14 protein-coding genes are annotated in these 16288 nt (G+C 72.4%); 5 read left to right on the plus strand and 9 right to left on the minus strand.

What is annotated here, in order from left to right:
• Nucleotides 1-64: 64 nt before the first annotated feature.
• A complete protein-coding gene (locus ACQ393_RS11155; RefSeq protein WP_430647024.1) occupies nucleotides 65-673 on the plus strand; it encodes a DedA family protein in 609 nt (202 codons plus the stop codon).
• On the opposite strand, the gene ACQ393_RS11160 is transcribed toward ACQ393_RS11155, so the two are convergent.
• The 4 genes from ACQ393_RS11160 to ACQ393_RS11175 all read right to left on the minus strand — a co-directional run bounded on the left by ACQ393_RS11160 (nucleotide 661) and on the right by ACQ393_RS11175 (nucleotide 5560).
• Entirely contained in the window at nucleotides 661-1800 is a 1140-nt protein-coding gene (locus tag ACQ393_RS11160) for a DUF998 domain-containing protein (RefSeq protein ID WP_430646896.1), read from the minus strand. The genes ACQ393_RS11155 and ACQ393_RS11160 overlap by 13 nt on opposite strands.
• 133 nt (nucleotides 1801-1933) lie before the next feature.
• Complete coding sequence (locus tag ACQ393_RS11165) at nucleotides 1934-2452, minus strand: hypothetical protein (protein WP_430646897.1); 519 nt, start codon at nucleotides 2450-2452, stop codon at nucleotides 1934-1936.
• A gap of 169 nt (nucleotides 2453-2621) precedes the next feature.
• A complete protein-coding gene (locus tag ACQ393_RS11170; RefSeq protein WP_430646898.1) occupies nucleotides 2622-4403 on the minus strand; it encodes a hypothetical protein in 1782 nt (593 codons plus the stop codon).
• Between the two features lie 233 nt (nucleotides 4404-4636).
• Complete coding sequence (locus ACQ393_RS11175; RefSeq protein ID WP_430646899.1) at nucleotides 4637-5560, minus strand: carbohydrate kinase family protein; 924 nt, start codon at nucleotides 5558-5560, stop codon at nucleotides 4637-4639.
• A gap of 151 nt (nucleotides 5561-5711) precedes the next feature.
• Here ACQ393_RS11175 and ACQ393_RS11180 point away from each other — a divergent pair, with 151 nt between their 5' ends.
• Nucleotides 5712-6410, plus strand: coding sequence for a TetR/AcrR family transcriptional regulator (locus ACQ393_RS11180; RefSeq protein ID WP_430646900.1), 699 nt, complete (start codon nucleotides 5712-5714; stop codon nucleotides 6408-6410).
• A 139-nt stretch (nucleotides 6411-6549) separates the two neighbouring features.
• Here the strand turns inward: ACQ393_RS11180 and ACQ393_RS11185 are convergent, their stop codons facing one another.
• The 5 genes from ACQ393_RS11185 to ACQ393_RS11205 form a co-directional block, all read right to left on the minus strand.
• Complete coding sequence (locus tag ACQ393_RS11185; protein ID WP_430646901.1) at nucleotides 6550-9378, minus strand: immune inhibitor A domain-containing protein; 2829 nt, start codon at nucleotides 9376-9378, stop codon at nucleotides 6550-6552.
• A 228-nt stretch (nucleotides 9379-9606) separates the two neighbouring features.
• Nucleotides 9607-10293 (minus strand): HAD hydrolase-like protein, encoded by a 687-nt coding sequence (locus tag ACQ393_RS11190; protein ID WP_430646902.1) that lies wholly within the window; start codon nucleotides 10291-10293, stop codon nucleotides 9607-9609.
• A gap of 112 nt (nucleotides 10294-10405) precedes the next feature.
• Nucleotides 10406-11101, minus strand: a complete 696-nt coding sequence (gene nucS, locus ACQ393_RS11195; protein ID WP_430646903.1) for an endonuclease NucS — start codon at nucleotides 11099-11101, stop codon at nucleotides 10406-10408.
• A 42-nt stretch (nucleotides 11102-11143) separates the two neighbouring features.
• The gene (locus tag ACQ393_RS11200; RefSeq protein ID WP_430646904.1) at nucleotides 11144-11653 is read right to left on the minus strand and encodes a hypothetical protein; all 510 of its coding nucleotides are present in this window, start codon (nucleotides 11651-11653) and stop codon (nucleotides 11144-11146) included.
• An 85-nt stretch (nucleotides 11654-11738) separates the two neighbouring features.
• Nucleotides 11739-13049 carry an MFS transporter gene (locus ACQ393_RS11205; protein WP_430646905.1) on the minus strand — a complete coding sequence of 437 codons (1311 nt, stop codon included), beginning with the start codon at nucleotides 13047-13049 and terminating at the stop codon, nucleotides 11739-11741.
• Nucleotides 13050-13509: 460 nt separating this feature from the next.
• Here ACQ393_RS11205 and tdh point away from each other — a divergent pair, with 460 nt between their 5' ends.
• The 3 genes from tdh to ACQ393_RS11220 all read left to right on the plus strand — a co-directional run bounded on the left by tdh (nucleotide 13510) and on the right by ACQ393_RS11220 (nucleotide 16273).
• Entirely contained in the window at nucleotides 13510-14553 is a 1044-nt protein-coding gene (tdh, locus tag ACQ393_RS11210) for an L-threonine 3-dehydrogenase (RefSeq protein ID WP_430646906.1), read from the plus strand.
• Nucleotides 14554-14555: 2 nt separating this feature from the next.
• Complete coding sequence (locus ACQ393_RS11215; protein WP_430646907.1) at nucleotides 14556-15755, plus strand: glycine C-acetyltransferase; 1200 nt, start codon at nucleotides 14556-14558, stop codon at nucleotides 15753-15755.
• 83 nt (nucleotides 15756-15838) lie between these two features.
• Entirely contained in the window at nucleotides 15839-16273 is a 435-nt protein-coding gene (locus ACQ393_RS11220) for an SRPBCC domain-containing protein (protein ID WP_430646908.1), read from the plus strand.
• The last annotated feature ends 15 nt before the right edge of the window (nucleotides 16274-16288 follow it).

The raw sequence follows: 16288 nt of genomic DNA on the forward strand, positions 1-16288 counted from the left end.
GTGCCTCCAGAGGTTCAGGTCCGACAGTATCGGGGCCCGGCCGGGGTCTGAAGGGTCCACGGCGATAGACTCGTGGTCATCCACGACCGCGACGTCCGGGCGGCGGTCGCCGCCCTCGCGGTCGACGACGGCGACGGGCGGTGTGGTGGAGATCTTCGAGGGCTGGCCCCTTCCTGCGGCGATCGCCGCACTGTTCGTCATCGTGCTCCTCCGTGCCGGCGGCACCTACGCGCTCGGGCGCGGCTCGCGCGAGGGGGTCAAGCGCCTGCTCGAGCGGCGAGGGCGGATGGCGCCGCAGCTCGCGCGCGCGGAGGCCGTGATCGAGCGGTTCGGCGCACCGGTGGTCGCGCTGTCGTTCCTCACCGTCGGCTTCCAGACCGCGGTGAACCTGGCCGCCGGCGTGCTGCGGATGCCGCTCGTGAAGTACCTCCCTGCCCTCGTCGTCGGCGGGGCGATGTGGGCGACGCTCTACGGCATCCTCGGGCTCGCGACGGTGAACGCGATCATCCAGGCCGCGCAGCGGGATCCGGTCGCCGCCGTCGCCAGCGTGCTCGCGGTCGTCGGCCTCCTCGTGCTCATCGAGTTCGCGACGCGTCGGGCGCGCGCCATCGCGGCACGGCACGCCGACGCGACCGAGCCGGTCCTGCCCGACGAGGCCGGTCAGACCGAGTAGCCCCCGTCGTACGAGACGGCGACGTCGTGGCGCGCGAGCGCGTTCACGAACCGGATGAACACCGAGATCCAGCCGAAGATCGTCGCGAACGCGAGCAGTTCGAACGCGGTGAGGTTGTAGTACCCGACGGGCTCGAAGAGCAGCGCACCGCCGAGCAGCAGCACGGCGCCGCCGCCGCAGAACCAGAAGAACCGGCCGGGCATGCCGGCGAGCGTGTAGGGCGACGTCAGCAGCAGCGTGAGGAACGACAGCGACATCCCGATCGCGCACGTGTTGTGCAGCGCGAGGTTCACGTCGAACGGGAACACGCCGACGCCTGCGAGCATGACGCCCATGACGATGAACGCGATCGAGATGAACCTCGGCGCCCACGCCCGCCTCAGCACGCCCTGCTGCACGAGGATCGCCAGGTCGCGGTCGACGTACAGCGCGAAGGTCGTCACGAATGCGCCGGCCACGATCAGGGCGAGGTTGAAGAGCCCGCTCGAGAAGTCGTTCGCGGTACCGAGCTGGCTGAAGTGGTACTCCCACCACTGCGGGTCCTGGGCGGTCGCCATGCTCGCGAGCGTGGCCGAGGCCATGAAGAACACGAGCAGCGAGGCGAGCCGGTTCGTCGTGATCGCCGAGACGGACAGGAAGATCCAGTACCCGGCGAGGCCGGCGGATGCCGCGACCGCGCCGGTGCCCGTCAGGCCGTCGACCACGAGGCCCTCGAAGCTGCGCTGCAGCATGGTGAACGTGACGACCGTGAGGATCGCGGCGATGATGCCGTGGACCGTCGAGACGGTCGCCACGTCGAGCGAGAACTTCCAGGGCCGCAGCGCATGCCGCCACTCCTGCCCCGGCAGGTTCCGCGAGCGCCAGTAGCCGACCGCGCCGAGCAGGATGCCGCCGGCGAGCACGCCGAGCGCGGCGACCGCGCCGACCGACCACCCGCCCCAGAGCGGCCAGACGTCGCCCGCGAAGACGAATGCCGAGACCAGGCCGGTGACGCCTGCGGCGATGAGGCCGCCGACGACCGCCTCGGTCTCGACGGCGACGCGACGCCCGACGGGCGCCTCGACGGCGACGGCGACCCCGCCGGGCGACGGATCCCCGGCCGGCACGGCTTGCGATGACGCGATCATGTCGTCATGGTAGGGACGGCGGGGACGCGTGGGAAGGACCGACGTGGGCGGGGTCGCGCCCGCCTCGCGGTGGCGGCCGCGCTCCGAACGCCTCGGCGCCGACGCGCGACGGCGTCGGTCGGGCGTCAGCCGATCACCCCGCCGAGCACTGGTTGTAGCTGTTGCTGTGTCCGTCGCGGCGCTTGGTCACGAAGCCGGTGGTGTCGCCCAGCACGGTGACTCCCGAGATCGCGGTCACGGTCGCTGTGACGGTGCCCTGCTGGTTGGGGTTCAGCGTGAACGCGATGGCGAACGAGCCCGTGAAATCGGCGCCCGCTCCGGTGATGACATAGGTCGTGCCGCTCTGGCTGGTCGGCGTGAAGTCCGGTGTCGCAGAGAACCCGCCCTGGCCCGAGTTGGTGAGCGCGATCAGTACCTGCGATCCGACGGGCAGGTTCGGGAGTGTGACGGTGATCGTGCCGTTCGGTCCGGTTCCGGAACAGCTGCCGACGACGGAGGCGAGCGTCACGCCGCCCGGGGCCCCGCCCCCGCTGGCCGCGTACGCCGGGGCAGGAGCTGCCATGAGGATCACGGGCACGCTCCATGCGGCTGCCCTGGCGACCGCGCGCCGGCTCGGCCCGGTCCCGGTCGCGACGATGTCCTTCTCCTGCACGAGCGTCCCCCGATCGCCTGCGAAAGCATGGAGACCCGAGTCTACGGGGGCGGACGCGGATCGGGAACGGGTGCGCCGTCAGCTCGTCGAGCACTCCGAGTCCCGGCCCCTGCCGTCGCGCCGCTTCGGTATCGACGCGGTGGTGTCGCCGACGACCCGGGTCGGTCGGTCAGTCCGTCGCGACGAGGCGTCGATCGGGTCCGGTCGTCCGCGCTCCGGACGACCTGGCGGTGAGGCTGTCGACCGCGCCGCCGTCCCCTGCCGTGACGGACGTCGAGCTGTAGCCGATGGTGAGTCCGGCGACCGAACCGCGGATGGCGAAGCTCGCCGTGCCCGCCTCGTCGAGCCTGCCCTCCAGGAGCACCTTCCCGTTGTCGAAGATCGCGAACTCCGCACCGGGCGGGCCGGTGACGATGAGCGCGCGCCAACCCGCGTCGCCCGGCTCGCCCACGGTGAATCCGAGCCCCGGACCTGGTTCGGGATCCACGACGGGGGTGGAGACGCCCTCGCCGGGCGTCGCGACCGGCGGGGTACCCGGCTCGGGGGCCGGAGGCGTCGACGAGTCGGGATCGGCTCCGGGCTCCCCGGTGACCGGCGCATCCGCTTCGGGGGACGGTGACGCGGCGTCGGGCGACGTCTGGCTCGGCGGAGCGGCATCGGCGTCGTCGGGTACGACGCCGTCGGGTGGGGGCACGCCGTCGGGTACGCCGCCGTCGGGCACGCCGTCGGGTACGTCCGTCGCGATGATCTCCGGAGGAGCCATGCCCTCGGGAGGCGCCGAGATGTCGGCGCCGCCGCCTGCGGTGACGGATGAGCCGAGCGAGCCGAGTCCGGGAGTTCCGCCGGAGATCGCCGCGACGACCACGACGGCTGCTGCGGCGGTGGCGAGCGTCGCCGACGCCGTGACGAGCACGGCGCGCGGAAGTCGCCCGAACGCGTCCCCGAGGCGCGAGATCGTCGCCGCGACGCCGGTCGGGGCGCCGCTCGCCGGGGCGGTGGCCACGGTCGATGTCGCGGCGGGCGCGGTCGCGATGGCCGCTGCGGCGGCGGCGCCGACGCCCGGCACCGCGAATCCCGCGCGTCCGCTGCCGAGCGCCGGGACCGGCGCGACGACCTCGGCCGACGACCCGGTGCGCGTCGCCTCGAGGAACCCGATGCCGGAGGCCCCGCCCAGCACGAGCAGCGGGATCGTCCCGACGAGCCGGTGTGCGAGGTCCGCGGCGGGCAGCGCCGCGGCGCGGCATCCGTCGCAGTCGTCGACGTGCGGGCGCACTCGACCCGGGACCCGGCGCCCGCCCGTGCCCGGCGCGCCGATCTCGGCGAGGACGCCGTCGCACTCCGCGCCCGCGGGGGTTGCCGCCACGGTCTGCCGGACCCACGCGCTGCGCAGGCCCTCGTGAGCGGTGGCGACCAGACCCTCGGTCTCGGCGGGGGCGAGTCCGAGCTCGGCGGCGAGCTCGACCGGCGGGAGGCCGTCGATCTCGGCGAGCCAGAGCGCCTCCTGTGCGGCGGTGCCGAGGGAGGTGAACGCGACCGCGATCGCCTCGCCGTCGTCGAGGCCCGTCGGCAGGTCGGCGCGATACCACTCCTCGGGTGCGAGCAGGGCCGATGCGCGGTCGGGATCGGCCCCGCCGCGCCCGTCCGCGGCGGCGGCGGCCTCGCGCACGGCTGCGAGCACGTGCGGCCGAATGGCCCCGACCGGCGCCTCGGGCGCGAGGATCGATGCGGAGAACCGGGCCGCCGCGGCTTCGACCACGAACTCGACGTCGGCCGAGCCGGGCGTCGCGGCGGCGGCTGCGGCGGCGGCCGACTCGTGCCGATGCCAGAGCCTCGTCGCGGCGAATCCGTCGCCCGCGCGTGCCGAGGCGATCAGCTGGTCGTCGGTCGGGGTCTCGACGATGGGGAGCACGAGCGGCGACGTGGCCGGATGGCCGCCGGCGGCATCGGGCACTGCCACTCCTCTCGTCGCGCCGTCCGCGCGGGTCGGCGCGTGGCGTCCGACGGGCGTCTCGTGGCGCGCGCCGGGGAACTGGGGCTCGCCTCCGGCGCGGCGTGGTGCCGAGATCGGGTTCCGCGGGGGTGGGGCGCCGATCGGGGGTGCGCACCTCGCCGATGTCGCCATCAGCGGTTGGGGCGAGTCTACGACTCCTCACCGGGCCGAACGCAAGACCCCCGTTCGGCGGGTCAGCTTCCGAGCTGCGTCGACGTCGTCCCTGTGCGGAGCAGCGCACCCTCGTGCCGGACGGTCGCTGCTGCGATCGTCATCGCCTCGTCGAGCGTCTCGCGCCAGGCGTCGGCGGTGGCCGGCATGCCGTCGCGGGCGACATGGTGGACGACCGCGGCGAGCGTCGCATCGCCGGCGCCCATGGTGTCCACGACGCGGCCCGGCAGGTCGACGATGTCGGCGTGCACGTCGAGGTCGCCGTGGTGGAGGTCGGCACCGCGGCGCCCGGCGGTGGCGAGCACCGCCGGCCCGCCGGCCCGGTCGCCTCGCAGCCGGCGGACGAAGGCGTCGAGCGGTTCCCGCGCGAGCAGGTCGGCGTCCTCGTCGCCGGCCTTCACGAGGAGGGATCGGGCGGCCACGCGCTCGAACGCGTCGAGGAACGCCTCCCGGTCGTGGAGCATGCCCGCTCGGGGGTTGCCGTCGACGACGAGTCGTCGCTCCGGGTCCCCGATCGCGTCGAGCAGCGCGTCGACCTGCTGCTCGTCGTCGAACGGGTAGCAGCTCACGACCACGAGCTCGGCCTCGTCGATCGCCGCGCGCGTCGCGTCGTCGAACGAGAGCCGCCGGTGCCGTGCGGCCTCGTTGAAGACGTATCGCGGCTCGCCGGCCTCGCTGCGGTCGGAGACCGCGCGCGAGGTGCCGAGTTCCGACGGGCTCTCCACGAGCCGCACGCCGTAGTCGGCGAGGAAGGCGCGGATGCGCGTCGCCGGTTCGTCGTCGCCGAGCATCGCGACGAGCGTGACGTCCTCTCCGAGGAGGGCGAGGCCCACCGCGACGTTGAGCGCCGCGCCGCCCACGAACTCGCGCGATCCCGTCGGGTCGCGCAGCTCGTCGATGAGGGCGTCGCCCACGACCGTGATGCGTGCGGCGTGCGGCTGCGTCATCCGTTCGACCTCCTCGTCCGGTCGGGGTCCGCCGGCGGATCCAGCGCGCCCCGCCCGCCAGTCCAGCGTGGCATGCGCGCCGGCCGCCGTCCACGCCGCTGCCGCGCGGCGGAACACTGTACGGTGTGTCGAGTCCCCTACGGAAGGCCCCATGAGACCCGGACCCCGACGCAGCCTCACGCACGCAGAGATCCTCGACGCCGCATTCGAGCTGCTCGAATCCAAGGGGTTCGACGCCGTGTCCGTCCGCGGGGTCGCGGGAGCCCTCGGGCTGACCCCGACCGCCATGTACACGTACTACCCGAACAAGGGCGCCCTGCTCGCGGGGATGGTCGAGCAGGTGCTCGGCCGTCTCGACACGCGGCGGGCGGATGCCGCGGCCGCACCGGTGGCGGAGACCGCACGGGAGGCGGCCCGACCCCGCATCGGCGAGCTCGCGGAGGGCCTCCGGGCGATCCTCGTCGAACGCCCTGGCGCCGTGGGGCTGCTCCTGGCCGCGCCACTCGACGGTCCCAACGCCCGGCGTTTCGACGAGGCGCTGCTCGCGGCCTTCTCCGGCGCGGGCCTCGGCGACCTGGAGTCCGGCCGCGCGGCCCACGCCGTCCGCGTGCACGTGCTCGGGGCCGTCGCGTTCGACGCCGCCGAGACGGGACGCAAGGCTGCGACGACGGCGCCGGACGAGGAGGTCGCGGCGGCGCCATCCGCGACGCTCTGGGACGACGCCGAGGCGTTTCCGCTCGGCGATCGTGCACGTGAACTCGGCGACGACGCCGCGGCCCGGTTCGCGTGGGGCATCGAGCGGCTGCTCGACGGCCTGCTCGGGCCGACGGGCGCCCAGGCTGGCGACTGACGCCCCGGCGTGCGACTGACGCCGGCGCGGCCGACCTGTGCGCGTCGGCGCTCCGTCCGACCGCGGAACCCGGCTCGGCACGCGACGAGGCGCCGACCCCCGAGGGGGCCGGCGCCTCGCCGGTTCGGGTCGCTCGGGATCAGCCCGCCGAGGGCGGGGTCACCTCGATCAGCGCGGCGGTGTTGCCCGTCAGCGCCTTCTTCACCGAGATGACGGTGCCGTAGCCCACGCCGTCATCGGCGGGATTGCCCGAACCGAACGGTCCGAGCCCGATGTTGAGGCCGTAGTAGTCCGTGGCCGGTGTGCCGTCCAGGTAGTACAGCGGCACCGAGTACGGCGCGTTGCCGACCGACGGAACGACGGTCGAGGCGTCGCGGTCGCGGTAGAAGAACGACAGCGTGTCGTCTGCGTTCTCCCGGATCGCGAAGCCCGGCACCCAGCCCTGGTCGTCGGTGAACGTGCTCACCGCGTCGAGGGCGGGGATGTCGGTGCAGTACTCCTCGGTCGGGTCGTCCACGATGAAGCACTCCGTGAAGGGGTGCGTCTTCGTCAGGCCGAACGCGGCGTTCGACGACTGCGCACGCGAGGGCATCACGTTGAGCGTCGTCGGGTCGGCCTCGGCCGCCGCGCCGGTGCGCTGCAGCGGGTCGAAGTGGCTGTCCACGATGAGCAGACCGCCCTTCGCACCGTAGCTCGGCAGGGCCGCCTCGTTCGAGATGATCTGGTTCGAGTTGCCGTACGTCGTGTCGCGGTACCAGACGAGGGCACCGGGCGCGTTGTAGGCGACCTTCTCCACCTTCCAGGCACCGTCGCTGTAGACGCTGTTGTAGCCGTACTTCAGGCCCTCGTCGAAGCCGTCGAAGTTGCGCCACTCGACGAGGTAGTACTGCGCCTTGACCGAAGTGCCGGTGTCGATGCGCCAGCCGGGGCCGGTCGTGTCGACGAAGCTCTCCACCTCGGCGGTCCAGCCGTTCTCGCCCGACTCGACGTCGTCGCTCCAGACGGTGGTGTCACCGCTCTTCAGCGCGAAGTCGTCGACGAACCAGCCGCGATCCTGGTAGGCCGCGTCCGTCGCGAGGCGCAGGCGCACCTGGATCGACTGGCCGGCGTACGCCGACAGGTCGACGTGCTGCTCGACCCAGCCGTGCGAGTCACCCGTGAGGCCGTACTTCTTCGGGCCGTTCGGGGCTCCGTAGTCGTTCATGCGACCGTTCGGGTCGGAGTAGCCGTCCGGCGTGGAGGCCTCGGAGCCGTCAGCCTCGTAGACCTTCAGCTCGCTCCAGGAGGAGCCGCCGTCGGTCGAGACCTCGACGAAGCCGTAGTCCCAGTCCTCCTCGATGACGTAGTTGTTCCACATCGAGAGGGTGGCGTCGGCGGGCACGTCGTCGATGGTGCGCGAGATGCGGATGTCGGCCCAGTCCTGGTCGGCGCCGGTGTACCACATGTTCTCGCCGCTGTGCGCGTCGGCGAGCGTGATCACCTTGTCGGGCAGGTTGACCTTGATGCCGTCCTCGGTGCCCTTCTTGGGGCGCGAGGTCTGGCCGACCTTGACGGTCCGCGTGTCGTCGCCCGGGTTCACGACCTCCGGGTCGGCCCAGCCGAGGACCCACTTGTCCCAGAGGCCCATGTGGGTCGGCATCGACTGGAAGATCGGGCCGGAGTGCGAGCCCGACGACATGAGGTCCCAGAAGTCGACGTCGGAGCTGCCGGCGCCCGAGACGTCGTACAGGTCGGGCAGGCCCAGGTCGTGGCCGTACTCGTGCGCGAACACGCCGACGCCCGAGTCCTCGGGCTGCACGATGTAGTTCGACAGCTTGAGGTCGGTGCCGGGGATGTCGGCGCCGCCTGCGACGGCCGAGGAGTGCGCCCAGATGGCGTACGTGCCCTCGGCGCCGCCGCCGCCCGACTTGTCCTCACCGGCGTGCACGAGCACGACGTGGTCGATCACGCCGTCGGGCTCGTAGAAGTTCCCGTCCTCGTCGCGGTCGGCCTGGTCCTCGATGTCGTAGTCGGCCCAGGGGAAGTCGGGCTGCGCCTCCGCGAGTGCGGCCACGGCGTCGATCGGCAGGCGGTTCGCGCCGGCCGGGTTGTCGGGGTGGCCCTGCATGCCCTGGTAGGCGCCGGCCTCGTACTCGCCCTCGTCGTTCAGGAAGCAGCGCGTGGCGCCGTACCAGCCCTCGGAGTGCGGCAGCTCGACCCACTGGGTCGCCTCACCGGTCACGGTGTAGGCGCCGCGCGACATCTCCTCGTACATCGACTTCATGGTGTAGCCGGAGATGTCGATGCCGGGCTTGCCGTCGGGACCGGTGAGGTCGGGGCGCACGCGCTCGGTGATGCCCTCGTCGGTGTAGAGCAGCTGGTCGAAGTGCTCGGGGGAGAAGTCCTCGACCCACATCGAGTTGTTGTCCTCGAGTTCGTAGTCGGCCGGGTTCGGGATGTTGTTGTGCAGCGGGCCGTTCACGACCGCGTCACCGGGCTTGCACGTCGTGGCACCCCAGTACTCGGGCACCCAGGTGTCGCTGAAGTCGTCGTTCGCCTGGTCGTTGAACTCGATCAGGATGGTCAGGAGCTTGGCCTCCTGGGTCGACTTCGCCTTCTTCAGCGCCTTCGGGCTCTTGCCGGTCTCGATCGACTTCGCCTCGAGCTTGGCCAGCTGGCGAGCAGCGGCCGGGTTGCCCTGCGCGTACTTCTTGTCGAGTTCGGCCGACAGCTCGGCGACGGAGCCGCTGACGGCGCCGGCCTTCACGGCCTTCCCGTCCACGGTCGTCTCGAGTGCCTCATCGGTCTCGAACGCGGCCTCCGCACGCGGCGCGGCGTAGTTCATGTAGTACTCATCGGCACCGATGACCGGTGCCGGTGCGGCGGTCGCCGTGCTCGTTCCCACGGTCGCCAAGCCGGCGGCCGCGAGTGCGAGCACGGGGATCGTCGCAACCACGCGACGACGCGCGCGGCTGGTCTTCCCTGACATGCTTCTCCCTCCGAGTGCCCGTGACGGTGACCACGGGGCACGACGTCGTCCGCCGGTGGGCGGACGTATCCGGCATCCTGCCCCTCGGTCGGGGGCGGAGGGAAGACTCCGGAGCGGAGTAGCCCCGAATCGTTGCTAACGAGATTTCCTCGCATTCAGGGCGCCGTACGTCGAGGAAGCTTCGGATCGAATCATCGAGCGTCGAAGCATCCGTCTTCGGGAAGGGGGTCAGCCGATGAGCATGCCGCGCAGCTGGTCGGCCGAGTGGACGACCGCGAGGGCGTCGCTCGCCTCGGCGGGCGAGCCGTAGCCCCACTCGACCATGATGGTCGGGACGTCGTGCGCGGCCGCGCCGAGGGCGTCGTACCCGCGGTCGCCGACCATCACCGCCTCGGAGGTGTCGGCGCCGAGCTCGACCAGTCGCCGCAGCGCCTCCGCGACGACGTCGGCCTTCGTGCTGCGCTCCTCGTCGTCACTGGCCCCGGCGATGACCGTGAAGTAGCGGTCGAGGCCGGTGTGCTCGAGCACCGCGCGCGCCATCGACTCGGGCTTGCTCGTCGCCAGCGCGATCGGCAGTCCGGCGGCCTGGACGGCCTGCAGCACGCCCTCGACGCCCGGGAAGACGGGGGAGTGCAGGAGGTGGTCGTCGTAGTGGTCGCGGTAGACGTTGAGCGCCTCCCATGCGTCGACGTCGCTGAAGCCCGCGGTCATGCGGAGGCTGTCGAGCAGCGGCGGGCCGACGTAGGACCGCAGGGTCTCGCGGTCCGGCACGGGCACGCCCATCTCGGCGAACATGTGCGCGAGGGAGTCCATGATCTCGCTGGCGGAGTCGACGATGGTGCCGTCGAGGTCGAAGAGCACGGCTGACCACTCGCGCGGGGGCGCGATCGTCGGGGCGGGGAGCAGGGAAGTCACCGCGACATCCTAGGACGACGAAATCCGAGGAACACTCGGGAATGCTGTGTGCCCGCTGAGCGCCGACTCGACGCGATCGGCCGGGCGCCCCCCGGCGCGTCGGCGCGCCCGTTCAGAACAGCCGCGCGTGCCCGCTCTCGACGCCGCGCATGGCGTCGTAGTCGAGCACGACGCAGCGGATGCCGCGGTCCTCGGCGAGCGTGCGCGCCTGCGGCTTGATCTCCTGCGCCGCGAAGACCCCGGCGACGGGCGCCAGGAGCGGGTCGCGGTTCATGAGCTCGAGGTACCGCGTGAGCTGCTCGACGCCGTCGATGTCGCCGCGGCGCTTCAGCTCGACCGCGACCGCGCGCCCCGCGGCATCCGTGGCCAGGATGTCGACCGGCCCGATGGCCGTCATGTACTCGCGACGCACCAGCCGGTAGCCGTCGCCGAGGAGCTCGATCTGCTCGGCGAGGAGCTTCTGGAGGTGAGACTCGACGCCGTCCTTCACGAGCCCGGGGTCGACGCCGAGCTCGTGCGCGGAGTCGTGCAGCACCTCGTGGATCGACACGACGAGCTGGTCGGCGGTCTTCGCGTGCGTGACCTTCCAGACCTCGGTGACGCCGGCGGCGCGCTGGTCGTCGTCGGGGTCGGCCGCCGCGAGCGTGCACGGCGGGCTCATCCAGTTCAGCGGCTTGTAGCTGCCGCCGTCGGAGTGGACGAGCAGGCTGCCGTCGCCCTTGACCATCAGCAGCCGCGTCGCGAGCGGCAGGTGCGCGGAGAGCCGGCCGGCATAGTCGACGGAGCAGCGGGCGATGACGAGGCGCACCCGACGAGTCTACGTCGGGCGGAGGACGTCGCCCGGTGGGCGTCAGCCATGCGGCGAGCCGTCGTGGGGCCGCGCCTCGTGGTGCCGGAGCCCGTGCGTGCGCTCGCGCTCCTTCATCTCGGCTTCCAGGAGATGCCGGCGCCCGCCGACGAGCCGGTCCCGTGCGGCGCGCTCGGCGTCGCGCACCGCGGCGTAGTAGCCGTCGTCGTACTCCTCGACGAGCTGGAACGTCCACCGCCCCTCGATGACGTTGCGGCCGACCACCTCCCGGTCGATGCGGTCGGCGATCCGATCATGGCCGGCCGCCCGCAGCAGCTCGACCGCCTCGCCGAGGGCGAGGTCGGCCCTCCCCGTCAGCCGGTGGAAGCGGTAGAGCGACCCGCGCGCGTCCTCGATCACCTCGAGCGCCTCGGAGAGCTTGCCGAGCGCCTCGACGGTGGCGTCGGTCACGCCGTCGGGTCGCCGGTGCTCCGGGCTCGGTTCGTCGTCCGGCACGGGCTCGGCGCCCGCCCCGGTCCGGTGGTCCGTCGTCGTCTCGTCGTCCGCGCTCATCCCCGCATCCTGTCGGGACGCACCGGATGCCGCAGCCCCTTGCGTCGCGGACGTCGAGGCCGCACGGGGTCTCTCGGGCCGGGCGTCAGCCGCGCGCCCGCGCCGCGCGGTTCCGCTCGCGGGCCGCTGGCGCGGCGATCCCGGCCATGACCATCAGGCCGAGCAGCACGAGCAGCCCGTTCAGGATCCCGAAGTGCTCGCCGAGGAATCCGATGAGCGGCGGTCCGACGAGGAAGGCGCAGTAGCCGATCATCGCGACCGCGGAGACGCGCGCTGCGGCATCCGCTCGATCGGGCACGTCGGCCGCGGCCGACATGCCGACGGGGAACGCGAGCGAGCAGCCGACGCCCCAGAGCAGCGTGCCGACGACGAGCATCCAGGGCTCGGTGCCGAAGATGAAGAGCGAGAGGCCGACCACGCCGACGGCGGCCATCACCTGGAGCATGAGCACGCGGCCGAAGCGGTCGATGAACGGGCCGCCGAGCACGCGGGCCGCGGTGATCGCGATCGTGAACACCGTGAAGACGGCCGCGCCGGTCGTCTCGTCGAGACCGTGCCCGTCGACCACCGCGAGGGCGATCCAGTCGTTCGCGCTGCCCTCGGCGAAGGCCATCCCGAGCAGGATGACGCCGATGAGGAGCAGGCGCACGTCGCTCCACACCGAGAGGCTGCGGCGGATGCGCACGCCCAGCGGTTCCCGCGGGGCGTCGGTGTGCGCGTCGTCGCCGAGCTCCTCGCGCACGGGCACGAAGCGCACCGCGATGACGACGCCGGCGGCGATGAGCGCGGCGACGACCCCGAGGTGGATCGCGATCGTCACGCCCACGGCGGATGCCGCGGCGGCGAGCCCCGCGCCGGCGACCGTGCCGAAGCTGAAGAACGCGTGCATCAGCGGCATCACGGTCTTGTCGAGCTCGCGCTCGGCCTCGGCGCCCTCGACGTTCATCATCACGTCGACCGCGCCGTTGCCGAAGCCGAACAGCGCGAGGCCGAGGACGATGAGCGCGACGCTCGGCAGCACGGAGCCGCCGAGGCCGACCGCGACCACGCCGGCCGCCGCCGTCGCGAGCACGCCGACCATGCCCAGGCGCGCGCCGAAGCGCGCCATGAGCCACGGCGCCGCGATGAGCCCGACGATCGAGGCGATCGAGCCCATGAGGATGACGAGCCCGACCCCCTGGGTGCTGAGCCCGACGGCATCGCGGATCGCGGGGATGCGGGCGACCCAGCTGGCCAGGCCGAAGCCGGAGAGGAAGAAGATCGCGAAGATCGCGTTGCGCCAGGCGATGAGCTCGCCGCGCGGGCGAGCGGATGCCGCGGCTCGCGTCTCGGCGTCGCCCGTTCGGTGCGCGTGGTCGTCGTGCTCGCTCATGGTGTCGTCTCGGTGCTGCGACATTACTGCCTCGTCGTCGGGGTGGATCTGCCGGTCGTGGGTTCCCGCCGGGTTCGAATCGATTCGAGTCGAATCGATTCGAGCGTAGCGCCGGCGGGGCCGCGTCGCAACGACCAGCCGGGGGCGGCCGTTCACGGCGTTCTCGCAGGAAACGGGGGGTGGCGAGCGCGCGCTCGCGCGTGCGACGATCAGCGCAATCGAGGACGACGCAACTTGCACTGCGCCGTCCTCGTCCATGTCCGGGGCCGCACCGACTGCGTCGGCGGCCCGGCCGACCCGCCGGCGGCCTGCTCGGCCCCGCCGCGGGCGCCGTCCGATCGGCGGCCCGTCGACCCCGCGTCATCCGCTCGCCTCGGTCGTTACGATGATCGGGTCACCTCGACGCGCGCCGTGACCCTCGGCGGGCGAGCCCGGCACCCGCACACCCCGCGGGCGCCCGTACGAAGACAGGACATCGACGCCGATGAAGGCCCTGTACAAGTCCGCGCCCGGCGCGGGATTCGAGTTCGTCGACCGCCCCGAGCCCGAACCGGGCCCGGCGGACGTCAAGATCCGGGTGCTCCGCACCGGCATCTGCGGCACCGACCTCCACATCGACCAGTGGGACGACTGGTGCTCGTCCGAGATCCGCACGCCCCTGATCGCCGGCCACGAGTTCTACGGCGAGGTCGTCGAGGTGGGCGAACTCGTGCACGACGTGGTCGTCGGCGACCGCGTGTCCGGCGAGGGCCACATCGTCTGCGGCATGTGCCGCAACTGCCGCGCCGGCCGTCGCCAGATGTGCATCCGCACCCAGGGCGTGGGCCTCCACCGCGACGGCGCGTTCGCCGAGTTCATCGTGCTGCCCGGCGAGAACGTGTGGGTGCACCACGGCGACGTCGACCCCGAGGTCGGCGCGATCTTCGACCCGTTCGGCAACGCGGTGCACACCGCGCTCGCGTTCTCCCTCGTCGGCGAGGACGTGCTCGTCGCCGGCTGCGGCCCGATCGGCCTCATGTCGATCGCGGTGGCGCGTCACGTCGGCGCCAGGTACATCGTCGCGTCCGACGTCTCGCCCGCGCGGCTCGAGCTCGCCACGGCGATGGGGGCGGATGCCACGGTCGACGTGTCGCGCGAGCGCATCCGCGACGTGCAGGCCCGCCTCGGCATGCGCGAGGGCTTCGACATCGGGTTCGAGATGTCGGGCTCCGCGAAGGCGCTGCCCGAGATGATCGACAACATGAACCACGGCGGACGCATCGCGCTCCTCGGCCTGCCGAGCGAGCCGTTCGCGATCGACTGGGGCAAGGTCGTCACGCACATGCTCACGCTCAAGGGCATCTACGGCCGCGAGATGTTCGAGACGTGGAACTCGATGAGCGCGATGCTGCAGACCAGCGCCGAGCTGCGCGGGCGCGTGGCATCCATCATCAGCGACCGTTACCCGGCGCGAGACTGGCGGACCGCCTTCGACGCCGCCGCCTCGGGCGGCGTCGGCAAGGTCATCCTCGACTGGACGGAGGTCTGAACATGTACGGAGACGTGAAGGCGCAGCTGCGCGCCGAGCTCGACGAGATCGAGGCGGCGGGGCTGACCAAGCGCGAGCGCGGCATCCACGGGCCCCAGTCCTCCGAGATCGAGGTCGCCGGGCGCACGGTGCTGAACTTCTGCGCGAACAACTACCTCGGCCTCGCCGACGATCCCCGCATCGTCGCCGCCGCGCACCGCGGCCTCGACGAGTGGGGCTACGGGCTGGCGAGCGTGCGCTTCATCTGCGGCACGCAGGAGCTGCACCTCGAGCTCGAGCGCGCGGTGTCCGACTTCCTCGGCTACGACGACACGATCCTCTTCTCGTCGTGCTTCGACGCGAACGGCGGCGTCTTCGAGGTGCTCTTCGGGCCGGAGGACGCGATCATCTCCGACGAGCTCAACCACGCGTCGATCATCGACGGCATCCGGCTGTCGAAGGCGCAGCGGTTCCGCTACAGGAACCGCGACCTCGCCGACCTCGAGGCGCAGCTCGTCGCGGCGTCGGGCGCGCGCCGCCGCGTGATCGTGACCGACGGCGTCTTCTCGATGGACGGCTACATCGCGCCGCTCGCCGAGATCTGCGACCTGGCCGAGCAGCACGACGCGCTCGTCTTCGTCGACGACTCGCACGCGGTCGGCTTCGTGGGTTCGGACGGGCGCGGCACGCCCGAGTACTGCGGCGTCGAGGGGCGCGTCGACATCACGACCGGCACCTTCGGCAAGGCGCTCGGCGGGGCATCCGGCGGGTACGTCGCCGCCCGGCAGGAGATCGTCGACCTGCTGCGCCAGCGCGCGCGGCCGTACCTCTTCTCGAACACGCTCGCGCCGGCGATCGTCGCGGGCACCATCGAGGCGCTCCGCCTCGTCAGCGAGTCGGGCGAGTTGCGGCAGCGGCTGACCGCGAACGCGGCGCTGTTCCGGTCGCTGATGACGGATGCCGGCTTCGACCTGCTGCCCGGCGAGCACCCGATCGTGCCGGTCATGTTCGGCGATGCCGCGCTCACGGCTCGCATCGCCGACGCGCTGCAGGAGCGCGGCGTGTACGTCACCGCGTTCTCGTACCCGGTCGTGCCGAAGGGGAAGGCGCGCATCCGCGTGCAGCTCTCTGCGGCCCACTCGGAGGACGAGATCCGGCGGTGCGTCGCGGCGTTCGCGGAGGCGCGTGACGCGGTGCACGCCGCATCGCCGCAGCTCGGCTGACCCATCGGCGCCGCGGATGCAAGGGGGCTGCGGATGCCGTCCTCGCGACGTACCGTCGGAGCACGGAGACAAGGAGGCACGAGATGCTGAAGGACCTCGTCGTCACCTCGGCCATCGAGATCGACGCCTCGCCGGAGCGCGTGTGGGCGGTCATCACCGACCCCGCGGCGGCGCGCGAGTACCTGCCCGGCACCGAGCTCGAGGCCGACTGGATGGTCGGCGGCGCACTGCGCTGGAGCGGTGACTGGAACGGCCGCCCCTACGAGGACCACGGGACCGTCCTCGAGATCGATCCGCCGCACCGGCTGGTGCACACGCACTTCAGCCCGCGACGCACCAGCGGCCTCGAGCCCGACGACCACCACACGCTCACCTGGACGATCGACGGCGGCGGCGACGCCCCCACGGTGCTCTCGCTGTCGCAGGACAACAACGCGACGCCCGAGTCGGCGGCGCACGCGAAGGGCGTGTGGGACTCGCTCGTGGCGAAGGTCAAGGAGATCGCCGAGCGCGGCTGACCCCGCCCTGCGGCC

Source organism: Agromyces sp. GXS1127, from assembly GCF_050565425.1.
Taxonomy (GTDB): Bacteria; Actinomycetota; Actinomycetes; order Actinomycetales; family Microbacteriaceae; genus Agromyces.